This window comes from Rhizobium sp. NFR12, from assembly GCF_900108545.1.
GTDB lineage: Bacteria > Pseudomonadota > Alphaproteobacteria > Rhizobiales > Rhizobiaceae > Neorhizobium > Neorhizobium soli.
Map to the genome: position 1 here is coordinate 215,235 of NZ_FNWM01000003.1, position 18,464 is coordinate 233,698.

General features: G+C 58.7%; 14 protein-coding genes. 4 read left to right on the forward strand and 10 right to left on the reverse strand.

Going from position 1 to position 18,464, the window contains the following annotated elements:
* Positions 1-56: 56 nt before the first annotated feature.
* From BLW69_RS14425 to BLW69_RS14435, 3 genes are all read right to left on the reverse strand, one after another.
* Complete coding sequence (locus BLW69_RS14425) at positions 57-1,292, reverse strand: ABC transporter substrate-binding protein (RefSeq protein ID WP_092662891.1); 1,236 nt, start codon at positions 1,290-1,292, stop codon at positions 57-59.
* A gap of 78 nt (positions 1,293-1,370) precedes the next feature.
* On the reverse strand, positions 1,371-2,273 hold the full coding sequence (locus tag BLW69_RS14430; protein WP_092663448.1) for a sugar phosphate isomerase/epimerase family protein: 903 nt from the start codon (positions 2,271-2,273) through the stop codon (positions 1,371-1,373).
* Between the two features lie 14 nt (positions 2,274-2,287).
* Positions 2,288-3,322, reverse strand: a complete 1,035-nt coding sequence (locus BLW69_RS14435; protein WP_092662893.1) for a Gfo/Idh/MocA family protein — start codon at positions 3,320-3,322, stop codon at positions 2,288-2,290.
* 133 nt (positions 3,323-3,455) lie between these two features.
* Between BLW69_RS14435 and BLW69_RS14440 the strand changes: the two genes are divergently transcribed.
* Positions 3,456-4,472: a LacI family DNA-binding transcriptional regulator gene (locus BLW69_RS14440; protein WP_092662895.1), complete on the forward strand. Its 1,017-nt coding sequence runs from the start codon at positions 3,456-3,458 to the stop codon at positions 4,470-4,472.
* 85 nt (positions 4,473-4,557) lie between these two features.
* On the opposite strand, the gene BLW69_RS14445 is transcribed toward BLW69_RS14440, so the two are convergent.
* Positions 4,558-6,408, reverse strand: coding sequence for a heavy metal translocating P-type ATPase (locus BLW69_RS14445; RefSeq protein WP_244508838.1), 1,851 nt, complete (start codon positions 6,406-6,408; stop codon positions 4,558-4,560).
* 303 nt (positions 6,409-6,711) lie between these two features.
* Positions 6,712-7,542, reverse strand: a complete 831-nt coding sequence (locus BLW69_RS14450) for a universal stress protein (RefSeq protein WP_092662899.1) — start codon at positions 7,540-7,542, stop codon at positions 6,712-6,714.
* Positions 7,543-7,791: 249 nt separating this feature from the next.
* Between BLW69_RS14450 and BLW69_RS14460 the strand changes: the two genes are divergently transcribed.
* Complete coding sequence (locus tag BLW69_RS14460; protein WP_092662903.1) at positions 7,792-8,493, forward strand: CBS domain-containing protein; 702 nt, start codon at positions 7,792-7,794, stop codon at positions 8,491-8,493.
* Between the two features lie 132 nt (positions 8,494-8,625).
* Here BLW69_RS14460 and BLW69_RS14465 read toward each other — a convergent pair whose 3' ends face one another.
* The 5 genes from BLW69_RS14465 to BLW69_RS14490 all read right to left on the reverse strand — a co-directional run bounded on the left by BLW69_RS14465 (position 8,626) and on the right by BLW69_RS14490 (position 15,285).
* On the reverse strand, positions 8,626-9,291 hold the full coding sequence (locus BLW69_RS14465; RefSeq protein WP_092662905.1) for a CBS domain-containing protein: 666 nt from the start codon (positions 9,289-9,291) through the stop codon (positions 8,626-8,628).
* Positions 9,292-9,429: 138 nt separating this feature from the next.
* Positions 9,430-9,789 carry a TraR/DksA family transcriptional regulator gene (locus BLW69_RS14470; RefSeq protein ID WP_092662907.1) on the reverse strand — a complete coding sequence of 120 codons (360 nt, stop codon included), beginning with the start codon at positions 9,787-9,789 and terminating at the stop codon, positions 9,430-9,432.
* A 143-nt stretch (positions 9,790-9,932) separates the two neighbouring features.
* Positions 9,933-12,338 (reverse strand): phosphoketolase family protein, encoded by a 2,406-nt coding sequence (locus BLW69_RS14475; RefSeq protein WP_092662909.1) that lies wholly within the window; start codon positions 12,336-12,338, stop codon positions 9,933-9,935.
* 73 nt (positions 12,339-12,411) lie between these two features.
* The gene (locus tag BLW69_RS14480) at positions 12,412-13,608 is read right to left on the reverse strand and encodes an acetate/propionate family kinase (protein WP_092662911.1); all 1,197 of its coding nucleotides are present in this window, start codon (positions 13,606-13,608) and stop codon (positions 12,412-12,414) included.
* 936 nt (positions 13,609-14,544) lie between these two features.
* Positions 14,545-15,285: a response regulator gene (locus BLW69_RS14490; RefSeq protein WP_092662915.1), complete on the reverse strand. Its 741-nt coding sequence runs from the start codon at positions 15,283-15,285 to the stop codon at positions 14,545-14,547.
* Positions 15,286-15,324: 39 nt separating this feature from the next.
* Between BLW69_RS14490 and BLW69_RS14495 the strand changes: the two genes are divergently transcribed.
* Positions 15,325-16,149: a Crp/Fnr family transcriptional regulator gene (locus BLW69_RS14495; protein ID WP_244508839.1), complete on the forward strand. Its 825-nt coding sequence runs from the start codon at positions 15,325-15,327 to the stop codon at positions 16,147-16,149.
* Between the two features lie 21 nt (positions 16,150-16,170).
* Entirely contained in the window at positions 16,171-18,087 is a 1,917-nt protein-coding gene (locus BLW69_RS14500; protein ID WP_092662917.1) for a hybrid sensor histidine kinase/response regulator, read from the forward strand.
* Positions 18,088-18,464: the final 377 nt, after the last annotated feature.

Genomic DNA, 18,464 nt, shown 5'->3' on the forward strand with positions numbered 1-18,464 from the left:
GGAGGAAAAGGTGGATGGCACGAGTGCCATCGGCTCCTGAGAAAGGCAGTCCTGCCTCAGCCTTCGATTAGCTTGATCTTCTCTGCAGCCTGATCGAGCGCGGCCTTAGGCTCCATCTGTCCGGTCAGCGCCGCCTGGACGGCATCTTGAATTGCCTTGGAAATCTTCGGCCATTCTGGCGAAGGGCCGCGTGGCTTGGCATATTTCAGCTGTTCCACGAAGGTCTTGAGGGCCGCATCCTTAAGCGCATTTCCGGTCGGCGGGATCGGCAGGTCGGAACGGGCAGGGATCTGGCCGAAATCCTTGTACATGGTGACGTCTTTGGAGGCGAAGAACTCAAGCGCCTTGAACGCCTCTTCCGGATGTTTGGTGTTGGAGAAAATTGCCCAGTTGTAGTCGCCCATAGCGGAAGAGCGCTCGGCACCTTCCTGCGGCACCGGCAAGAGCGCGGTTCCCCAGTCAAACTTGGCATCGGTCACCATGCGGTCGATTTCCCAAGGTCCGGATATCGCCATCGCCGCATTGCCCGCATTGAAGGTTGCCGTGGAATCCCACTGGCTGCGCGTCAATGTGTCGGGAGATGTCATTTTGCCGTCGAGCAATTGCTTCCAGATCGTCAGCGCCCGGACAGCCCCATCACTGTTGATGGACTTGTAGGTGGCGCCGCCCATCTGTGCCCAGGGCAGGAACTGGAACGTGCCTTCCTCATTGGCTTTGGCCGAGAAGGTGATGCCGTAACCATTCTTGGATGGGTCGGTCAGCTTCTTGGCGGTCTCGAGCAACTCGTCCCAGGTCTGCGGCGGCTTTTCCGGATCCAGACCCGCGGCCTTGAACAGGTCCTTGTTGTAATAAAGCGCGATCGTATTGGTCGCTTTCGGCACGCCGTAATATTTTCCGTCCCAGGTGGCGGAGGCGAGCGGGCCGGGGAAGTAGTTTTCCGGCTTGATCGTGCTTGAACCGGCAATCATGTCGGTAAGGTCCAGAAATGCCTTGCGAGACGCAAACATGGCATGATTTGGATTGTCGATTGCGATAATGTCAGGTGCTTTACCGGTCGAATAGGCTCGCATCGCCTCGCTGACCACATCGTCGAACTGAATCTGGCGATATTCGATCTGGATGCCGTTCTTCTGGGCGTTGAATTCCTTGATGAGATTGGGGGCGGGCTGAATGTCTCGGTCGAGCGACCATAGCGTCAGCTTGACGTCTTCTGCCTGAGCGCTGAGCGCAAAAAGCGATGCAGTTGCTGCAAACGCCGTAGCGATGGCGATCGTATATGTTCGGATACCCATTTTGTCCTCCTTTGTGGTTCTCCGGAATGCACTTTCGCGCGGCGCGGCCTCCTCCTTGCCGCGCCAACATTGAACGATCTAAGCCGGGTCGACGACGAAATCGCCGCCGCGCGCCTGTTTCAGGTGATTGAGACCGTGAACCTGTCCGGTCATCTCCAGTCCATCCCGATAGACCGGGTCGTGCCAGCCTTCGATGTCGATGGAGCCGGACCAGCCCGCCAGTCGCAGCTCGGAGATGATGTCCGTCCAGTTGCTGTCGCCGAAACCGGGTGTGCGCATCAAAACGAACGGATGTTTGCCGAAGATGCCATGTTCGCGAATGACGTCCCACCGAATGGTCGCATCCTTGCCGTGGACGTGAAAGATCTTCGAAGCCCATTTGCGGATCTGCGGCAGTGGGTCGATGAGATAGACCATCTGATGGCAGGGCTCCCATTCAAGCCCAATATTGTCATCGGGGGTCTCGTTGAACATCAGCTCCCAGGCATCCGGATTGTGAGCGATATTCCAGTCGCCCGTCGCCCAGTTGCCGTCCATGGCGCAGTTCTCAAAAGCGATTTTCACACCCTTGTCCGCCGCCCGCTTGGCCAGCTCACTCCAAATCTGCTTGTAACGTGGAAGGCTGTCGGGCAGGGGCTTGTTGCGGATGCGGCCGGTAAAGCCGGCAACGCACGTCGCTCCAAAATGGTGGGCGTTGTCGATGCAATCCTTCCAACCCTGCAACGTCTGAAGGTCCATGTCGGTCTCTTCGAGCGGGTTACCGAACATGCCAAGTGTCGACATCGTAATGTCGCGATCTCCAATCGCCTCGCGGCAGCGCTTGCCGAGCTCGGCAATGTCCTGACCATTGGTCGTCTGCCAGAAAAAGGGCTCGAAACTTTCAAACCCCATGTCGGCGATCTGCGAAATGCGTTCTGCAGCCTGCCCCTTCGAGGCGCTGACCATGGTGCCGATGCGAATGGATTTTTCCTGCTGGTTGATCAATGTCACGGTCCCTATGATGAAATGTCGACGGATTGGCCCGACTTGGCGCTTTCGATGGCGCCAAGCACCATGGCCAGGCTTTTAATATTGTCGTGGTTGACTGTTTCGGGTTCGCGCCCGGTGCTGATGGCAACGAGGAAATCGGCGATCACGCTGGCGTGGCCGTGGGTTTCCTCGTCTCTGGCAGGGGCAGGCACGTCAATTGACGTAAAGCCCGGGAGGAGGCCGGTATCGTTCCCGGCAACGGCAGCCCTAAACGTGTCTTCGCCATCCCAGGTCAGCATGCCTTTCGAGCCGACAATGCGCCACGCGCTTTCCCAGCTGGTGCGCTCGCCTTCGGCACACCAGGAACCTCGATAGGTAAAGACCACATCGTCCGAGAAACGGAAAATCGCATTGGCCGCAGCGCCATGGGCGTACCATGAGCCGGCCGGATTGGTTTCAACGCAATAGACCGAGAGGGGTGCCTTGCCGGACACGAAACGCGCTGCATCAAACGTATGGATCGCCATGTCGAGGAGCAGGACATTCTCCATCTCTTCTCGAAAGCCACCGAAATGTGGGCCGAGGAAGAAATCGGAATGAATGCCCGTGACCTCGCCGATCGCGCCGCTTTCGACCAGACGACGCATGCGGCGGACGCCTGCAATGAAACGTCGGTTCTGAACGACGGCATGAATACGACCCGCTGCGCTGGCGGCACGGCGCAGATCCTGCGCTTCCTCCATGGAGGTTGCCATCGGCTTTTCGCTTAGGACGTGGCAGCCATGGGCGAGGCCGGCGCTGACCACCGAATGGCGAGCGTTGGGGATGACGACATCCAACAGGATGTCTGGCCTGGTCTCCGCGAGAACAACTTCCAGATCCGTCCCGATAACCGCTTGTTGAAGATTGAATTCGGTTGCAAGCGCCTCAGCTGTCGCTCGGTCGAGATCAACGAGGCCAACGATTTCTATGGCATCTTTGATGTGGGGCGTGTCCCGCACCGCCCGGAGCCAGCCTTTGGCCATAGCTCCGCATCCACACAAAACAGCATTGTATGTCACTGGTATCCTCCTCCTTACGGAAATCAAAACTCCTCTTCCGATTTTCCGTAAACGTTTACGGTAGTATGGACAGGAGCCAGAATTTGTCAATATTGTTTTGGGCGACGCATTCGGGTCCGCGGAAAGGCAGTTCATGAAGGGCATTCGCCAGCTGGCAAATTATCTAGATATATCAATAGGAACTGTGTCCCGCGCCTTGAACGGAAAGGCGGACGTGAATGAAGAGACTCGGCGCCGGGTTCTCGAAGCGGCCACCAGACTGGGCTATGTCGCCAACCAGTCGGGGCGTTCTCTGCGCAAGGGGTCGACAGGCGTCATCGGCTTCATGATGCAGACGGGACCCGAAATTACAGGCCAGGGCGACACGTTCTTTATGAGTGTCTTCGACGGCGTGCAAACCGTCCTTGCCCGTCACAAGCTCGATCTCGTCGCACTGCTGTGTTCATCCGACCAAGACCCGGACGCCTATCTTCAGCGCGTCGTCGCGCGTGGCTTCGCGGATGCTGTCATTCTGTCTGCCACCCGTCTCCACGATGCGCGTTTCGAACTGCTCGCTCGCCACAATATTCCCTTCATCACCTTGGGGCGAAGCCAGACCGATGTCGGCCAGCCTTGGATCGATCTGGATTTCGAGGGCATGGCGGAGGTCGCCATCGAGCGGCTTGTGAAAAGCGGTCACCGGCACATCGGCCTGATCTGGCCGAATGGTGATCTGAACCTCGGCCATCTGTTCGTTCACCGATCCCAGGAGGTTCTTGCCCGGCACAATCTGTCGCTTTCGCCGGAGCACATTTTTCGTGCCACGCCGAGCGAAACGGGTGGCTATGGCGTGGCTCGTCAGATCATGGACTGCAAAACCCGTCCGACGGCTGTTGTCCTTGTCAACGAGACGTTGGTGACCGGGCTCTACCGTGGGCTGGAAGAGGTCGGGCTGATGCCCGGCAAGGACATCGCCATCATCGGGCGGCAGAGCCCGCAGGCCCAGTTTCTCAAACCAAGCCTGACCTGCTTCAGTCTTTCTCTTCGCGATCTCGGCATAAGCCTTGCCGAAGGTCTGTTATCTATCATGCCGGAATACAAGCTGCACTACCCTGATGCCGTCAAACGTTTGGTATGGCCCATGGACCTGATTGAAGGTGAAAGCAGCTGAGAACTGCCGCCTATGTAGATCGGGTCGTCGATCCAAGCCAAACCAAGCAGTGGCGGTAGAATAGACAGGCGCGACGCCAATCGCGTTATGACAGACGCGAGGCGGAAGGTCGGATTCTCAGGGCACGCAGGGCGTTGAGGATGACGGCGATATCGATGATCTCCTGAAACAGTGCACCTTGCACCGGCGTCAAATACCCCGCTGCGGCGAGGATCATCGCGCCAACCGACAGACCGATGCCCGCAAAAATACTCTGTAGCGCGATCCGTCGACAGGCGTGCGCAATCGCGATGCCCTCCACAATCCTGTCGAGCCTCTCCACCAACAGAACCGCATCGGCCGACTCGATGGCGGCAGCTGAGCCATGCGCACCCATGGCAAGTCCGATATTCGCTGCAGCAAGGGCAGGCGCGTCATTCACGCCATCGCCGATCATCATCACCGGCGCGCGTGTCTTTTCATCCTTGACGATGTCGATCTTTTGGCCTGGCGAGAGGTCGGCTCTGACCTCATCGAAAGGCAGGCCGGCGGTGATTTGGCGTGCGACAATCGCGCGGTCGCCCGTGGCCAGAATGATCCGCGTTACCCCAATTGCCTTGAAACCGTTCAACGCCGAAGCAGCTCCCGCCCTCAGTTGATCCGAAAACAACAAGATGCCGGCAAATTTCCCGTCGATCGCGACCGCTGCGGCGATGGTTCCTGGTGTGTGTGCGTCGTTGATTTCAACGCCGTAGGCCGAGGCGATGAAGTTGATGCCACCGATGGCAACCTTTCTGTCGCCAACCGTCCCGGCAATTCCTTCGCCGGGTTCCTCGCTCACCTGTTCCGGCGAAACAAGGCTCAAGTTCCGGGCATGCGCTGCATCAACCAGCGCCTTGGCGGCCACGTGACTCGATGCCTGATCGAGCGAGGCGACGAGGCGCAGAAACTCGTCCTCCGGCCAAGATGTAGAAATTTCTCGCAGGGTCGGTCGGCCATCGGTCAGCGTCCCTGTCTTGTCGAGCACCAGCGTCCGGATCATGCTAAGCTCTTCAAGGATTTTTGCCCCCTTGATCAGAAGACCGGAGCTTGCCGCCCTTGAGACACCAGCAGCCCAAGCGATCGGTACGGCGAGGATGAGTGGGCAGGGTGTTGCGACCACGAGGACAGCGACGGACCTGACGGGATCCCCGGAAATCCACCAAGCCAGCAAAGCGATTGCGATTGTGACGGTCAGGAAGACCAACGCATACCGGTCTGCCATGCGGGACATCGGCGCCTTGCTCTGCTGGGCCGCCTCAACAAGCTTCAAGATGCCCGCATAGGTACTGTCGGAGGCTGCTTTTGTGGCGGTCATATTAAAGAGGTCACCGACATTGGCGGCCCCGCTCATGACGACATCGCCCGGGCGTTTCTTGGCAGGCAGCGGTTCGCCTGTCAGTGCGGACTCGTCAAGAACAGCCTCGCCGTCATTCACGGTTCCGTCGACCGGCACCAGATCGCCACGCCGAACAACAAGGCAGTCGCCAACCGCTATGGAATCGACCGACACTTCCTCCATCTGGCTTTCACGGCGCCTCGTTGCCACATGAGGTGCACGCGAAAGAAGCGCGGTCATCTCGCGGCGGGCTCTGCCCTCGGCGACATTCTCGAGATATTGACCGCCGGAATACATCAAGGCCACGATCGCCGCCGCAAGGTATTCGCCAAAAAGTAGGGCTCCGCCCATTGAGAGAAGCGCGATGACATCCAGACCGATTTCACCGGCGCCAATCCGCGCGATGATCTGGGCAACGAGGGCGACCATGACGAGGCCGGTCGCAAGCGCCAGCGATGTGGCATAGAGATCCTGAAATCCGCCGTGCCAGGCGATCAATCCTATTGTCAGCCCGAAGATCGGGGCCGCGACGAGAAGGGGCCGTAACGGCCGGAGCCAGTGTTCCAGGGGCATAGTCATCCTCGTCTTCAAGCGCTTGTTGATGAGGCAGGGGACCGTCACCGGGATCCGCTACCAGGGACCGACCGCATGATCAGGATTGCAATCTTAAGAGTGCGGTATTCCCAACCCCGGTTGCCGCCGAGACGATTTGCATAGGATCGACCGGGTCAGCGACGGGGGAACGTGCCGGGCGGACCAAGCCCTGAACCACGAGAACCATCGGGCGCGCGACGGCCGTGAGGCCGTCAACGCGCCGGACGGAACGAGAGGCCCGACCGCAGCCGATGCGCCTAAGGTTCGGAGACTGTGCGTGACAGCCGCTCATCGGGCCATGAATATCGGAAAATCCGAAGATTCCAGCAAGGTTGCCGTCACACCGCCGAAGATACGTTCATGCAGCCGCGAATGGCCGTAGGCTCCCATGACGATCATGTCGCAGCCGGTCTCCAATGCATGCTGCGTGAGAATGTCCTCCGTTGCTCGGCCGCCGCTCGCCAGCTGTTCGACGACAACCTTTATGCCATGTCGCGAGAGAAATGCGGCAACGTCTGCGCCAGGCTCGCCCCCGTTTTTGAAGTAGGCACCATCCGGATCGACGAGAACGACATGCACGGCATCGGCTCGTTTCAGAATATCCAGTGCATCCTTGGCGGCTGTTGCGGATTCCGCTCTGGAATTCCAGGCGAGAAGAACATTTTTGGGCGGAAAAGTGATGTTGCCCTTGGAAGGGATCAGCAGGATCGGCGTGCGGGCGTCAAAGGCTGCAGCCGAGACCACAAGACGTCGCAACCCTCTTTCGCGCCGGACGCTGTTGCCGAGAATGACGAGGTCGGCATACATGGCGCGCACGCCGATATTGCTCTGAAGGATGAAATTGTCGTCGTAAAAGTGATCGATATCAAAGGAAATGGCGCTCTGGCTGCACAGCGCCTCGGCGGCCGTCTTGACGTTGACCAGCGCCTTTATCTCTTCCTGCCGTTGCTCAAGCCAGGCGGTCCCCACGGGATAGTCGGACGTGATCGGCTGCAACGCCGTGCCGATGACCATGATCGAAAGATGCGCGTCTGACTCAATTGTCAGCTCGATGGCCTTGGCAATATCGGCGTTGGCGCCGTGTTCACCGACGACAGCAAGAATAGTTTTGAACGACATGGTTGGCTCCATCATTTCAGAGGTCTTGGATGAAGCAAGCCTAGAAGCCTCGGAAGAGATGGCGATGATCTTTGTCAATCGATGGGTACGAAAGCGCTTTCGGGAGACCCAACAGGTCCATTATCTTCAGACCGGCCTCGTCGCACGCGCGTTGCCCGGACTGGGGCGCTCGAAGCGGTGATCGTTGATGAAGATCAAGGACGGCCCCAGCCGCGGGTTTAACCTCCCCACAACGAGGGAGAAAAAACCATGCAGACCGTGCGATCCATCATGACGACAGATCCGATTTCTCTTCACCCAGACGCCAAGATCTGGGAGGCGGCCAACACCATGTTGGATTGCGGGTTCAGCGGTCTGCCTGTGATCGATCATGACGAGCAGGTGCTGGGCGTAATCAGTGAAAGCGATTTCCTGCGACGCGGGGAGCTTAGGTCGCAGGCTTCGCCCGGGATGTGGCGTAGGCTGTTTTCGTCACGCGGTGCGTTGGCGGAGGATTACGCGAAAGCTTTCGGGAAAGAGGTGAGCGAAGTCATGTCCTCGCCGGCGATCACGGTAGAGCCATGGATAACCGTCGAGGATGCCGCGAACCTGATGGGCGATCGCGGCATCAAACGCCTGCCGGTTGTCGAAAATAACAAGCTCGTCGGCATCGTCACGCGAGCCGACATCATGCGCACCCTGATCCGACAGATGTCAGCGTCCGCCGTCGATCGAATCGACGCGGATATCAAAGCCGGACTTGAGGCTGAATATGACCGGCAACGGTGGGGTGACACCATCACGGTGGCCGTCGACGCGACTGTGGTCACACTGGAAGGGAGGGTACTGGATGCACGCGAAAAGACGGCTGCGCGGGTCGCGGCTGAGAACACTCTGGGTGTCACCAAGGTGATCGATCAGATTCTGGTTGTCGGACTACCGGAGATGCCAGTCTCACCTCCAGGATTTTAAGCCGAACAGTGCCTGCGAAGGACGGACCGTACGAAATCGCTCGCGCATGATCGTCTTCGTTTTGAGGGGCGGTCGCCGCCTGCGCCCGCCTATGTGGACAACCGAAAGGCGTCAGACAGGGCGAACGTCGCGTCAGTGGTCCAGTGTCTCAACGCAGTTGGTTTCGAAAATCAGGCCGGCTACACCAGCAACGCTTTCTGCCACGACTTGCATGGCACGCCTTTGCGCAGGCGAGGGGACAGGGCCGAAGATTTCGACGATCGAATTCCTGACCTCAACTGTAAGTCGCTCTGGCTCGAGGCCGAGCTCCGAGCGCAGCCGCGTCAAAACTGCAAGCCGCAACGCGACATCTCCTTTTGCCACGGCATCGCGGTTTGCAGTCACGGCCCGCATGATATCGCTCCGACTGATGATCCCCACGAGCCTTTCCGACTGAAGTACGGGCAACCGTTTGATACCATGCGTCCTGACAAGCGCTGCAACATCCGCAAGCGATTGTTGTGGCGAGACGGAGATAACGTCCTTTGTCATGGAATCTGCCACGGTGGTGCCGTGCGCTCGCACGTAATTTTCGAAGAAACTATCGTCAGGGTCTTTCGGTGGAGACTGCGGGCCGAGATTGAAGACGCTCCGACTCAAGAGATCGCCTTCCGTCAGCATCCCGACGACTTGACCATCGTCGCTGATCACCGGCAGACCGCTGACCTTGTGATCGAGCATCAGCTGGATCGCATGTTTGATACTCGTGTTCGCCGACACGCAGATCGGCCTCTGTGTCATGAAGTCCCTGACCAACATCAAACAATCCTCTCGCAGCTTTTATTCACTTTGACAGATGCGATGCTGGAGACCTTTGATCTTGCGCAACGCAAGGCGCCCGAGACGCAGCCACCGCCGGAATTCACGCCTTCGCCCGTAACGCCGCCATAGGGCGGTCTAGAGATGCTGAAGCGCGTGTGCGCAGGATTGGCAGAACGGCGTGTGCGGGACGACGTCGAGACGTTGGTCGCTGATGGCATTGCCGCATTTGGCGCAGATACCGAAAGTGCCTTCCTTTACCCGGTGAAGGGCGGCCTCGATCGCCAACAGCTCCGTTTGCCCCGCCTCGCCGAGCTCATCCAGAACCTCGTCGTTGTTGCGTTCGACCGCACGATCGTCGTCGTCGCGATTACGAGGTTGTTCAAAGTCATGCTCGATTTTTTCGAGGCGTGTTTGCAGATACTGCTGTCGTTGGAGGAGGATCGCCTTGAACTTCGTCTCGCGCTGCTCCCGCTGCTCAAATGAGAATGTCGTCATCGTGTCCCCGAGTTTTGAGTGTGAGACCGGATAGTCTTCCACTCGCAGGAAAGGGCATTGATCGTGGTCAAGGGGACTTGGTGCTTCCGCTCAAAGCAGCCCGAGCGTGATAGGTCGGGCTGCTTCGTTTGATGCCCGGCCTTTTATCCAACCGTCTTGGAGGTTTTCCATTTCCAGTCGCGAATTTCCGGCATGTCCTCGCCATGTTCGCGGACATAGCGTGTGTGTTCCGCCAGCTTGTCCTCAAGCATCGCGATCACGCTGCCTGCCTTGTCCTTCAAACCGGGTACGCGTTCGATCGCCTCTATCGCGAGATGGAAGCGATCGAGTTCGTTCAGCACCGTCATGTCGAATGGAGTTGTCGTCGTGCCTTCTTCGATGAAGCCTCGAACATGGATGTTCTGGTGGTTGGTGCGTTTGTAGGTCAGCCGGTGGATGAGGTAGGGGTAACCGTGATAGGCGAAGATCACCGGCCTGTCGGTGGTGAACAGACGATCGAACATCTCGTCTGAGAGACCATGGGGATGCTGGTCCTGCGATTGCAGGGCGAGCAGGTCGACGACATTGACGACGCGGATGCTGAGTTCCGGGATCGCGTCCCGCAGCAGGCAAACCGCCGCCAGCGTCTCGAGCGTCGGCACGTCACCGGCGCAGGCCATCACCACGTCGGGTTCGACCGCACCGTCCTCGTTGCCAGCCCAGTCCCAGATGCCGATGCCGGCCTCGCAATGCCGGATCGCTTCGTCCATGGTCAGCCATTGCGGTTCAGGCTGTTTGCCGGCAACGATCACGTTGACGCGGTCCCAGGTCTTCAGGCAATGGTCGCCGATCCACAACAGAGTATTGGCATCCGGCGGCAGGTAGATGCGCACGATATCCGCCTTCTTGTTGGCAACGAGATCGAGGAAGCCCGGGTCCTGGTGGGAAAAGCCGTTATGGTCCTGCCGCCAGACATGCGAGGTGAGCAGGTAGTTGAGCGAGGAGACGGGCTTGCGCCATGGCAGTTCACTCGACACTTTCAGCCACTTGGCGTGCTGGTTGAACATCGAATCGATGATGTGGATGAAGGCCTCGTAGCAGGAGAAAAGGCCATGCCTGCCGGTCAGCAGATAACCTTCCAACCAGCCCTGGCAAAGATGCTCTGAAAGCACCTCCATCACACGGCCGTCACGGGACAGATGCACGTCGTAGGGCTCGATCTTCTCCATCCAGACGCGGTCGGTGACCTCAAAGACATTGCCGAGCCGGTTCGATTCCGTTTCGTCCGGACCAAAGATGCGGAAGTTCGAATTCGCGTCGTTGCGCTTCATCACGTCGCGCAGATACTTCCCGAGGATCTCCGTCGTCTGCACCATGTCGGCGCCCCGCGTCTTTACGGGAACCGCATAGTCGCGGATGTCGGGAACGATGAGTTCCTTGCGCAAAAGGCCGCCATTGGCGTGGGGGTTGGCACCCATGCGGCGTTCGCCGCCGGGCGAAAGCGCCCGCAATTCCTCTTTCAGCCGGCCGTTGGCGTCGAACAGATCGTCCGGATGGTAGCTCCGCATCCAGTCCTCGAGGACCTTGCGATGCCCGTCGTCCTCACGGCAGCCGGAGACCGGCACTTGATGAGCGCGCCAGAAACCCTCGACCTTCTTGCCGTCGACTTCCTTTGGTCCCGTCCAGCCCTTGGGGCTGCGAAACACGATCATCGGCCAGCGTGGGAAGCCTTCCGACACCGTACCGTCGCGGGCTTCGGCCTGTATCGTGCGGATGCGATCGAAAACCGTCTCGAATGCCGCAGCCATCTGCCGGTGCATATCGGCAGGCTCATGGCCCTCCACGAAAAACGGTTCGTAGCCGTGTCCGCGGAAAAGGTGCTCGATGTCTTCGTCGGCCATGCGGCCGAGAAGAGTTGGGTTGGCGATCTTGTAGCCGTTCAGATGCAGGATCGGCAGCACCGCACCGTCGCGGGCGGGGTTCAGGAACTTGTTCGACTGCCAGCTTGCGGAAAGCGGTCCGGTCTCTGCCTCGCCATCGCCGACGACGCAGGCGACGATGAGGTTCGGATTGTCGAAGGCTGCGCCATAGGCATGCACCAGAGCGTAGCCGAGTTCACCGCCTTCATGGATCGAGCCCGGGGTTTCCGGCGCTGCATGGCTCGGAATCCCGCCAGGGAAGGAAAACTGCCGGAACAGTTTCCGCATACCTTCGGCATCCTCGGAGATGTCCGGATAGATTTCGCTATAGGTGCCCTCGAGATAGGTGCTCGCCACCATGCCGGGACCGCCATGGCCGGGTCCGCAGACATAGATCATGCTGAGATCGCGGTTGCGGATCATCCGGTTGAGATGCGCGTAGATGAAGTTGAGGCCGGGCGTCGTGCCCCAGTGGCCGAGCAACCGTGCCTTGATATGCTCCGGCTTCAAGGGCTCCTTCAACAGTGGGTTGTCGAGAAGATAAATCTGCCCGACTGAGAGATAGTTTGCCGCCCGCCAATAGCGGTCGATGAGCGTCAGCTCCTCGGTGCTGATCTCGGGCGTGACGGGCAGGTTGTTACGTAGCTGCATCTTCTTGCTCCTTCGAAAGGGCGAGTGATCGAAAATTACTGTCGTGACTGGGAGCGACGCCTCCGGGGTGCCGTCAGGTGGCGGGATTTTCCCCCGCGCGAAAAACGGACAGGCACTCCTCTGCGATCATCTGTTCTTCATCCGTAGCGATGACATGAAGGGCAACGCGGCTTGCCGCGGTGCTGATCGTGAGCGCGTTGTTTTGATTGGCCGAACCGTCCAGCTCTACGCCCAGCCACAAAAGCTGGTCTGTAATACGCCTGCGGATCTCCGGTTGGTTCTCGCCAATGCCGGCGGTGAAGACGAGGCCGTCGAGCCCGCCGAGCGTGGATGAAAGCCTCCCGACCTCGCCGGCGATCCGGAGCGTGAAGAGATCGATTGCCTCCCGCGCTTCTTCACTGTCGTTCTCCAGGAGCTCGCGCGTATCGCCGCTAAGGCCTGAAACACCCAGCAGGCCGGACTTGTGGTAGAGCATGTCCTCCACGTCTTCGACCGACTTGCCGAGCGGCCCCAGAAAATGCAGCAGCACACCGGGATCAAGCCAGCCGGGTCGCGTTGCCATCGGGATTCCGTCCAGCGTCGAAAAGCCCATGCTGGAATCGCGGCTGAGACCGTTTTCGATGGCGCAGAGGCTGGCGCCGCTGCCCAGATGGGCGATGATGACCTTGCCGTCCGCAATACCGGGCGCCTTGGCGGCCAGTGCACCGGCGACGTAGCGATAGGACAGTCCATGGAAGCCGTACCGCTTGATGCCCTCGTCATGATAGGCGCGCGGAATTGCGAGACGCCGCACGAGGTCGGACTGTGTCGCATGGAAAGTCGTATCGAAGGAGCCGGTCTGGAACAGATCAGGGCGCAGGTGCCGGACGGCTTCGATCATCCGCAGCGCCTGGGGCTGATGGAGTGGCGCAAGTGCCGTCAACGACCGAACCTTCGCAACAGTCGCGGTCGTCAGTTCCACGGGACCGTCGACGACGTCGCCGCCATGGACGATGCGGTGACCGGCGGAGGTGACGGCGTCGAGATCGAAATGGGCACTCAGTTCCCCGAACACCTTGTCCATCAGGCCGGCAAGATCGTCGCCGGAAGCGCCTTCCAGCGACAGTTCGAACTGCGCCGGACCTTCCTTCAGATGCAGCGACACGGGGTCGCTTGCAAAATCGACCACGGCTTTGCCGATCCGCTCAGGCCTTTCACCGTCCACTCTGAAGATGCCGATTTTCACGGATGAAGATCCGGCATTGAAGGTGAGGAGAAGCTTGTCCGTCATAAAGGCGTCCTTGTTTCACGTCCTCTTGCAGCCCGCGGCTCGACACGGCGCTGTAATGGCAATCATTCAGTAGTCCTGCGACCGCATGGCTGGGCTTTGGGGCCGCGTGTTCAAAACGGTCGTTCTCGGTGGCTCGCCTCCGGTAACTCTTTCACCCGGAATGGTGCGGCTCTCATTGATAAAGCGCAATGCAACGGGGCGTTGATCGTTGAGCCATTGCGGGTCAGGCGTTTGTGGCGCAGCGGATGTTGGCAGAGGACCAGTTGAAGACCGTCGCCTGATTTCCGAGCAGGCATGCCTTCCAGGTTCATCGGGCGAATGGATAAGCACATCCTTGCGCTCTCCTTCGATCCTCACGCTACGCGCTGAAGAAGGCGCTTCAGCGTCCATATTGCGTCTTTCTTCACCCGCGCTAACCCTTCGACATCTGCAGTCGTTGCGTTGACCGCCGTCAATGCAGGCTCAGCCGGTCCACCAAAGATTATCGGTGCAACGGGGGGATGGAGATGGATGCGGACTATACGGTCAGTGCACTTCGAGCCTCGGACGTTGCTCGTGCTTACGCAATCGTTCGGCATCTCTTTCCGAACATTGATCTTGCCGAGTGGCAGGCAGCGACTTCCAAAGAAGACCTCCGGAGAAATTGGCTTACTGTAATTGACCCGGCAGGGGTTGTCCGCGGGATTTCCCTGGTATTTGTCAGCACGCAAAGTGGCTTGAGCAAACAGCTGGAAGTTCCTGTTCTCGCGTCCGTAAGTCTCCTCAATGAGCATAGCGTGGCAGGGCGCTTGTTGGAGTATGCGAAACACCGCGCTGCAGAGGAAGGATGCAATCGCATCCACGTCTGGCCCGTCGCCAAAACCGACCACTGGCTCCTGGGCGACACCTCGACTTTCAAAGTACCGCGGGCCGGTTTAACGTATGACCTATCGCCCTCTAAGCAACCTTCGCCACGCTGACGCGTGCGGCGAACATGTAGCCGACGCCCCGGATGGAGCGAATGATTTGCGGCTGTTTGGGGTCGACCTCCACCTTGCGCCGAATCCGGACGATTTGAGCGTCGATTGCCCGATCATAGGCATCGAGATGGCGCCCTTTTGTTTCCTCTAGCAAGAAATCTCGCGACAGCACGCGTCCTGGATGGGCCACAAAGGCAGCAAGGAGGTCGTATTCGCCTGTTGTCAGATGGATACCTTCGCCATCCGCTGATGACAGCTCGCGTCGCGTAAGGTTCAGAGCCCAGCGGTCGAAATGGACGATCTTGTCGGTCTCTTCCTGCTCGGAAGGTTGCACGTTTCGCCGGCGCAGAATGGCTTTCAGCCTGGCGTGCAGCTCCCTGAGGTTAAACGGCTTCGCGAGATAGTCGTCGGCGCCCATCTCAAGCCCGATGATCCGGTCCACAACGTCATTTCGACCGGTCAGCATGATGATCGGGGTATCGGACGCCGCTCGCACCTCCCGAACAAGATCAAAACCATCGGCCCCTCCGGGCAAAGAGACGTCCAGCAGGATGAGATCGACCTGTGTGTGCGCAAGTTGCAGGCGCATCTCCTCACCGTCCTTGGCCTCGCTGGTTAAATAGCCCTCTTCGTTGAGATATCGCTTCAACATTTGAGTGATCCTCACATCATCATCGACGATGAGGATGTGAGCTGTCGCAGGATTTTGCCGCGCCATTATCCCCTCCTGTTACAATGTGTTACGCAATTCCATAGATTGTCACGGAAACAGCATCCGCCCGTCACGCCACGCGAGTCAACTGCGTGCATCGAGATTGGAGGCACGGTTATGCTTAGTACAACTCAGAATTATGAAAGTGGGACGACTGCTCTTCACGCAGTCCATCACCAAACCAGCCTTCACAGCCTGTTCTGCAAGCAGCCGTTTGAACATTTGACAGCGGGAAAAGCGCTTTTCTTTGAGAGCGACGATGCGGTCGATGTTTTCGAAATTCTCGAAGGTACCTTGAGAATTTTTCGGATCATCGCCGACGGACGGCGCGTGATTACCGGCTTCCTCTATCCAAACGATATCGTCGGCATCTCGCTTGGCGGGCGTTATCTCTACAGTGCCGAGGCGGTGACGTCTGTAACCCTGAGGCGATTGTCACGACGCCGGTTCGATGCAGCGGTGACCGAGAGTGATCACTTGCGCCCACAGCTCTTCGCTCTGGTCTCCGACGAGATGGCGGCAGCGCAGGATCAGATGGTGCTCCTGTCATCCAAGAACGCGGAGGAACGCCTTTGTTCCTTTCTGCTGGCGACACTCCGGCGCCAAGCGGCTTCCTCAGGCAACCGGACCACGCTGGAGCTTCCCATGGGGAGGCAGGACATAGCCGATTACCTTGGACTGACAATCGAAACAGTCTCGCGCACCATGACAAAGCTCATCGGCAAGGGTGCCATCCAAATCGACGGTGTGGCGGCTCGAAACGCGATAACGATCTGCCGTCCGGTTCTGCTTGCGCAGATGGCCGGAGATGAAGATGATCGTTCCCGCGAGCCCCGGTTAACGATCGTCCGCGGGGGACGGTCCCACTGAGCGTGCGATCATGGGAAAGCTATGTCATATAGAGGCAGTCGAGATGAGCTCGAACGACAGCTTTCTGCTGTTACAGGCTTGCTGGATGCGGCAAACATCATTGTTCACGGAACGGATGGTATCATCCGCAGCTGGACTGCAGGATGCGAAAACCTCTACGGATGGTCACGCATTGAGGCCGTTGGCCAAGAGGTTCACGAGCTTCTCGGCACGCAGTTCCCTGAATCTGTTGAAGAGCAAAGAAACCGGTTCTTGGCTGCGCAGTCTTGGAGCGGCGAAGTCATCCATCACCACAAGGATGGCCGTCCTCTCTTCATTGCGACCCACTGGGTTCTTCTATCGCCGCTGGGCTCGGCCGAGCAGGTCGTGGTCCAGACAAACAACGATGTCACGGCGATGAAAGTGATGCAGGAAACCGTCGCCGAGCGCGAGGCCCACCAGCTTTCTATCCTGGATACCGTTCCTGACGGGATGGTCGTCATTGATGAAGCGGGCATCATCTCGTCGTTCAGCGCGGCTGCGGAACGGCTGTTCGGATACAAGGCAGCAGAAGTCTGCGGACTGAACGTCAAAGTTTTGATGCCCGACCCCGACCGCGCGGCGCACGATAGCTACATTTCCAATTACCTGACGACCGGCGAACGGCGCATCATCGGATATGGCCGGGTTGTGACCGGACGACGCAAGGACGGCTCGACCTTTCCGATGGAGCTTTCGGTGGGCGAAGCAGCAACCCGCAACAAGCGGATCTTTACGGGCTTCATCCGGGACCTGACGAGCCGACACAAGATCGAGGAAGAACTGCGCCAATCGCAGAAGATGGAGGCAATTGGCCAGCTGACCGGCGGTTTGGCTCATGATTTCAACAATCTCCTGACCGTGGTCAGCGGCAATCTGGAAATGATCGATAACAAGCTTGAGGACCCAAAGCTTCGAGTGCTCCTGCGTGAGGCGCAAAGCGCGGCAGATGACGGTGCCAAACTGACAAGCCAGCTTCTCGCATTCGGACGGCGTCAAAGCCTCAATCCGAGAACGGTGGACATAGGGCAACTCGTCGGCGGCTTTTCGGACCTGTTGCGCAGAACCCTTGGAGAAGCCGTTGAGCTTCGCACGGTTATATCAGGCGCGGCCATCGAGGCTTCGGTCGACGGATCGCAGCTTCAGAATGCCATCCTGAACTTGGCGATAAATGCGCGCGACGCTATGCCAAAAGGCGGAAGGCTGACGATCGATATCTCCAGCGTCAAACTCGATGCTGACTACGCGAAAACCTATCCGTCGGTAAGGACTGGTGACTTTGTCTTGATCTCAGTAACGGACACGGGTTCGGGAATGACGGCCGAGGTTCGCGAGAAGGCTTTTGACCCGTTCTTCACAACGAAGGGCCTTGGTGCCGGGACAGGTCTGGGTTTGAGTATGGTCTACGGTTTTGCCAAGCAATCCGGTGGAAACATTCAGCTCTACAGCGAGCCCGGGCAGGGAACGAGCGTCAGGCTCTTTCTGCCTTCCGCCCGGTCAAAAGCTGACGAAGAGATCACGCATTTCGACACGGCAGAAACCGCTCCGTTGCCCCGAGGCCGGGAAAAGCTTTTGGTCGTCGAAGACGATCCGAGGGTGCGTCGAGTGGTGGTCGCACGGCTTGCAGACCTCGGCTACCAAATCATCGAAGCAGCAACTGGAATTCAGGCGCTCGAACTCCTCCAAAAGCACGATGACATCTCGCTCCTCTTTACCGACATCGTCATGCCAGGCGGCATGACAGGCAACGAGCTTGCGGATCAAGTGAGGATGGCAAAGCCGACGATAAAGGTTCTGTTCACGTCCGGATACGCCGAGCCAACCATCGCAGGTAAAGAACTGGCTCAGTCAGGACGATGGTTGCGGAAACCACATACTGCTCGGGAGCTCGCGACCGTCTTACGCGAACTTTTGGATTGACTCCCCTGAACACGGCGTCTGTTTTTTTCTGCTTTCGCATACGCTTTGAATGATCGGACTTTCACCCCGTGTAACTCTATCCGTGACCGCAACGGCTGCCGCGGATGAACCTTTCCACGGCGACCGGCACGGTGTTCGGGCCGTCCGGAACGGGACGTCGTGGCGGCTGGGTCTCTCTACCTGATGCAGTCGCGAAACGCTTCGAGACCGCGTCATGGCAGCGGAGGCAGGCGTTGGGAAATGACCCTGACCGCCTTCAGTTCAATGTCAGCTTCGGCCTCTAGTCGATCATCCTGACAACCGAAGGAATGAAACGGTGCGTGTGAAGCTGAAGTCCCCGCACCAAGCGATCTCGATGATCAAACCCAATGCCCCTT

Coding starts and splice junctions, on each gene's coding strand:
- BLW69_RS14425 (WP_092662891.1), bottom strand. CDS start 1,292: ATGGGTATCCGAACATATACGATCGCCATCGCTACGGCGTTTGCAGCA.
- BLW69_RS14440 (WP_092662895.1), top strand. CDS start 3,456: ATGAAGGGCATTCGCCAGCTGGCAAATTATCTAGATATATCAATAGGA.
- BLW69_RS14445 (WP_244508838.1), bottom strand. CDS start 6,408: ATGACTATGCCCCTGGAACACTGGCTCCGGCCGTTACGGCCCCTTCTC.
- BLW69_RS14450 (WP_092662899.1), bottom strand. CDS start 7,542: ATGTCGTTCAAAACTATTCTTGCTGTCGTCGGTGAACACGGCGCCAAC.
- BLW69_RS14460 (WP_092662903.1), top strand. CDS start 7,792: ATGCAGACCGTGCGATCCATCATGACGACAGATCCGATTTCTCTTCAC.
- BLW69_RS14465 (WP_092662905.1), bottom strand. CDS start 9,291: ATGTTGGTCAGGGACTTCATGACACAGAGGCCGATCTGCGTGTCGGCG.
- BLW69_RS14470 (WP_092662907.1), bottom strand. CDS start 9,789: ATGACGACATTCTCATTTGAGCAGCGGGAGCAGCGCGAGACGAAGTTC.
- BLW69_RS14475 (WP_092662909.1), bottom strand. CDS start 12,338: ATGCAGCTACGTAACAACCTGCCCGTCACGCCCGAGATCAGCACCGAG.
- BLW69_RS14480 (WP_092662911.1), bottom strand. CDS start 13,608: ATGACGGACAAGCTTCTCCTCACCTTCAATGCCGGATCTTCATCCGTG.
- BLW69_RS14490 (WP_092662915.1), bottom strand. CDS start 15,285: ATGGCGCGGCAAAATCCTGCGACAGCTCACATCCTCATCGTCGATGAT.
- BLW69_RS14500 (WP_092662917.1), top strand. CDS start 16,171: ATGTCATATAGAGGCAGTCGAGATGAGCTCGAACGACAGCTTTCTGCT.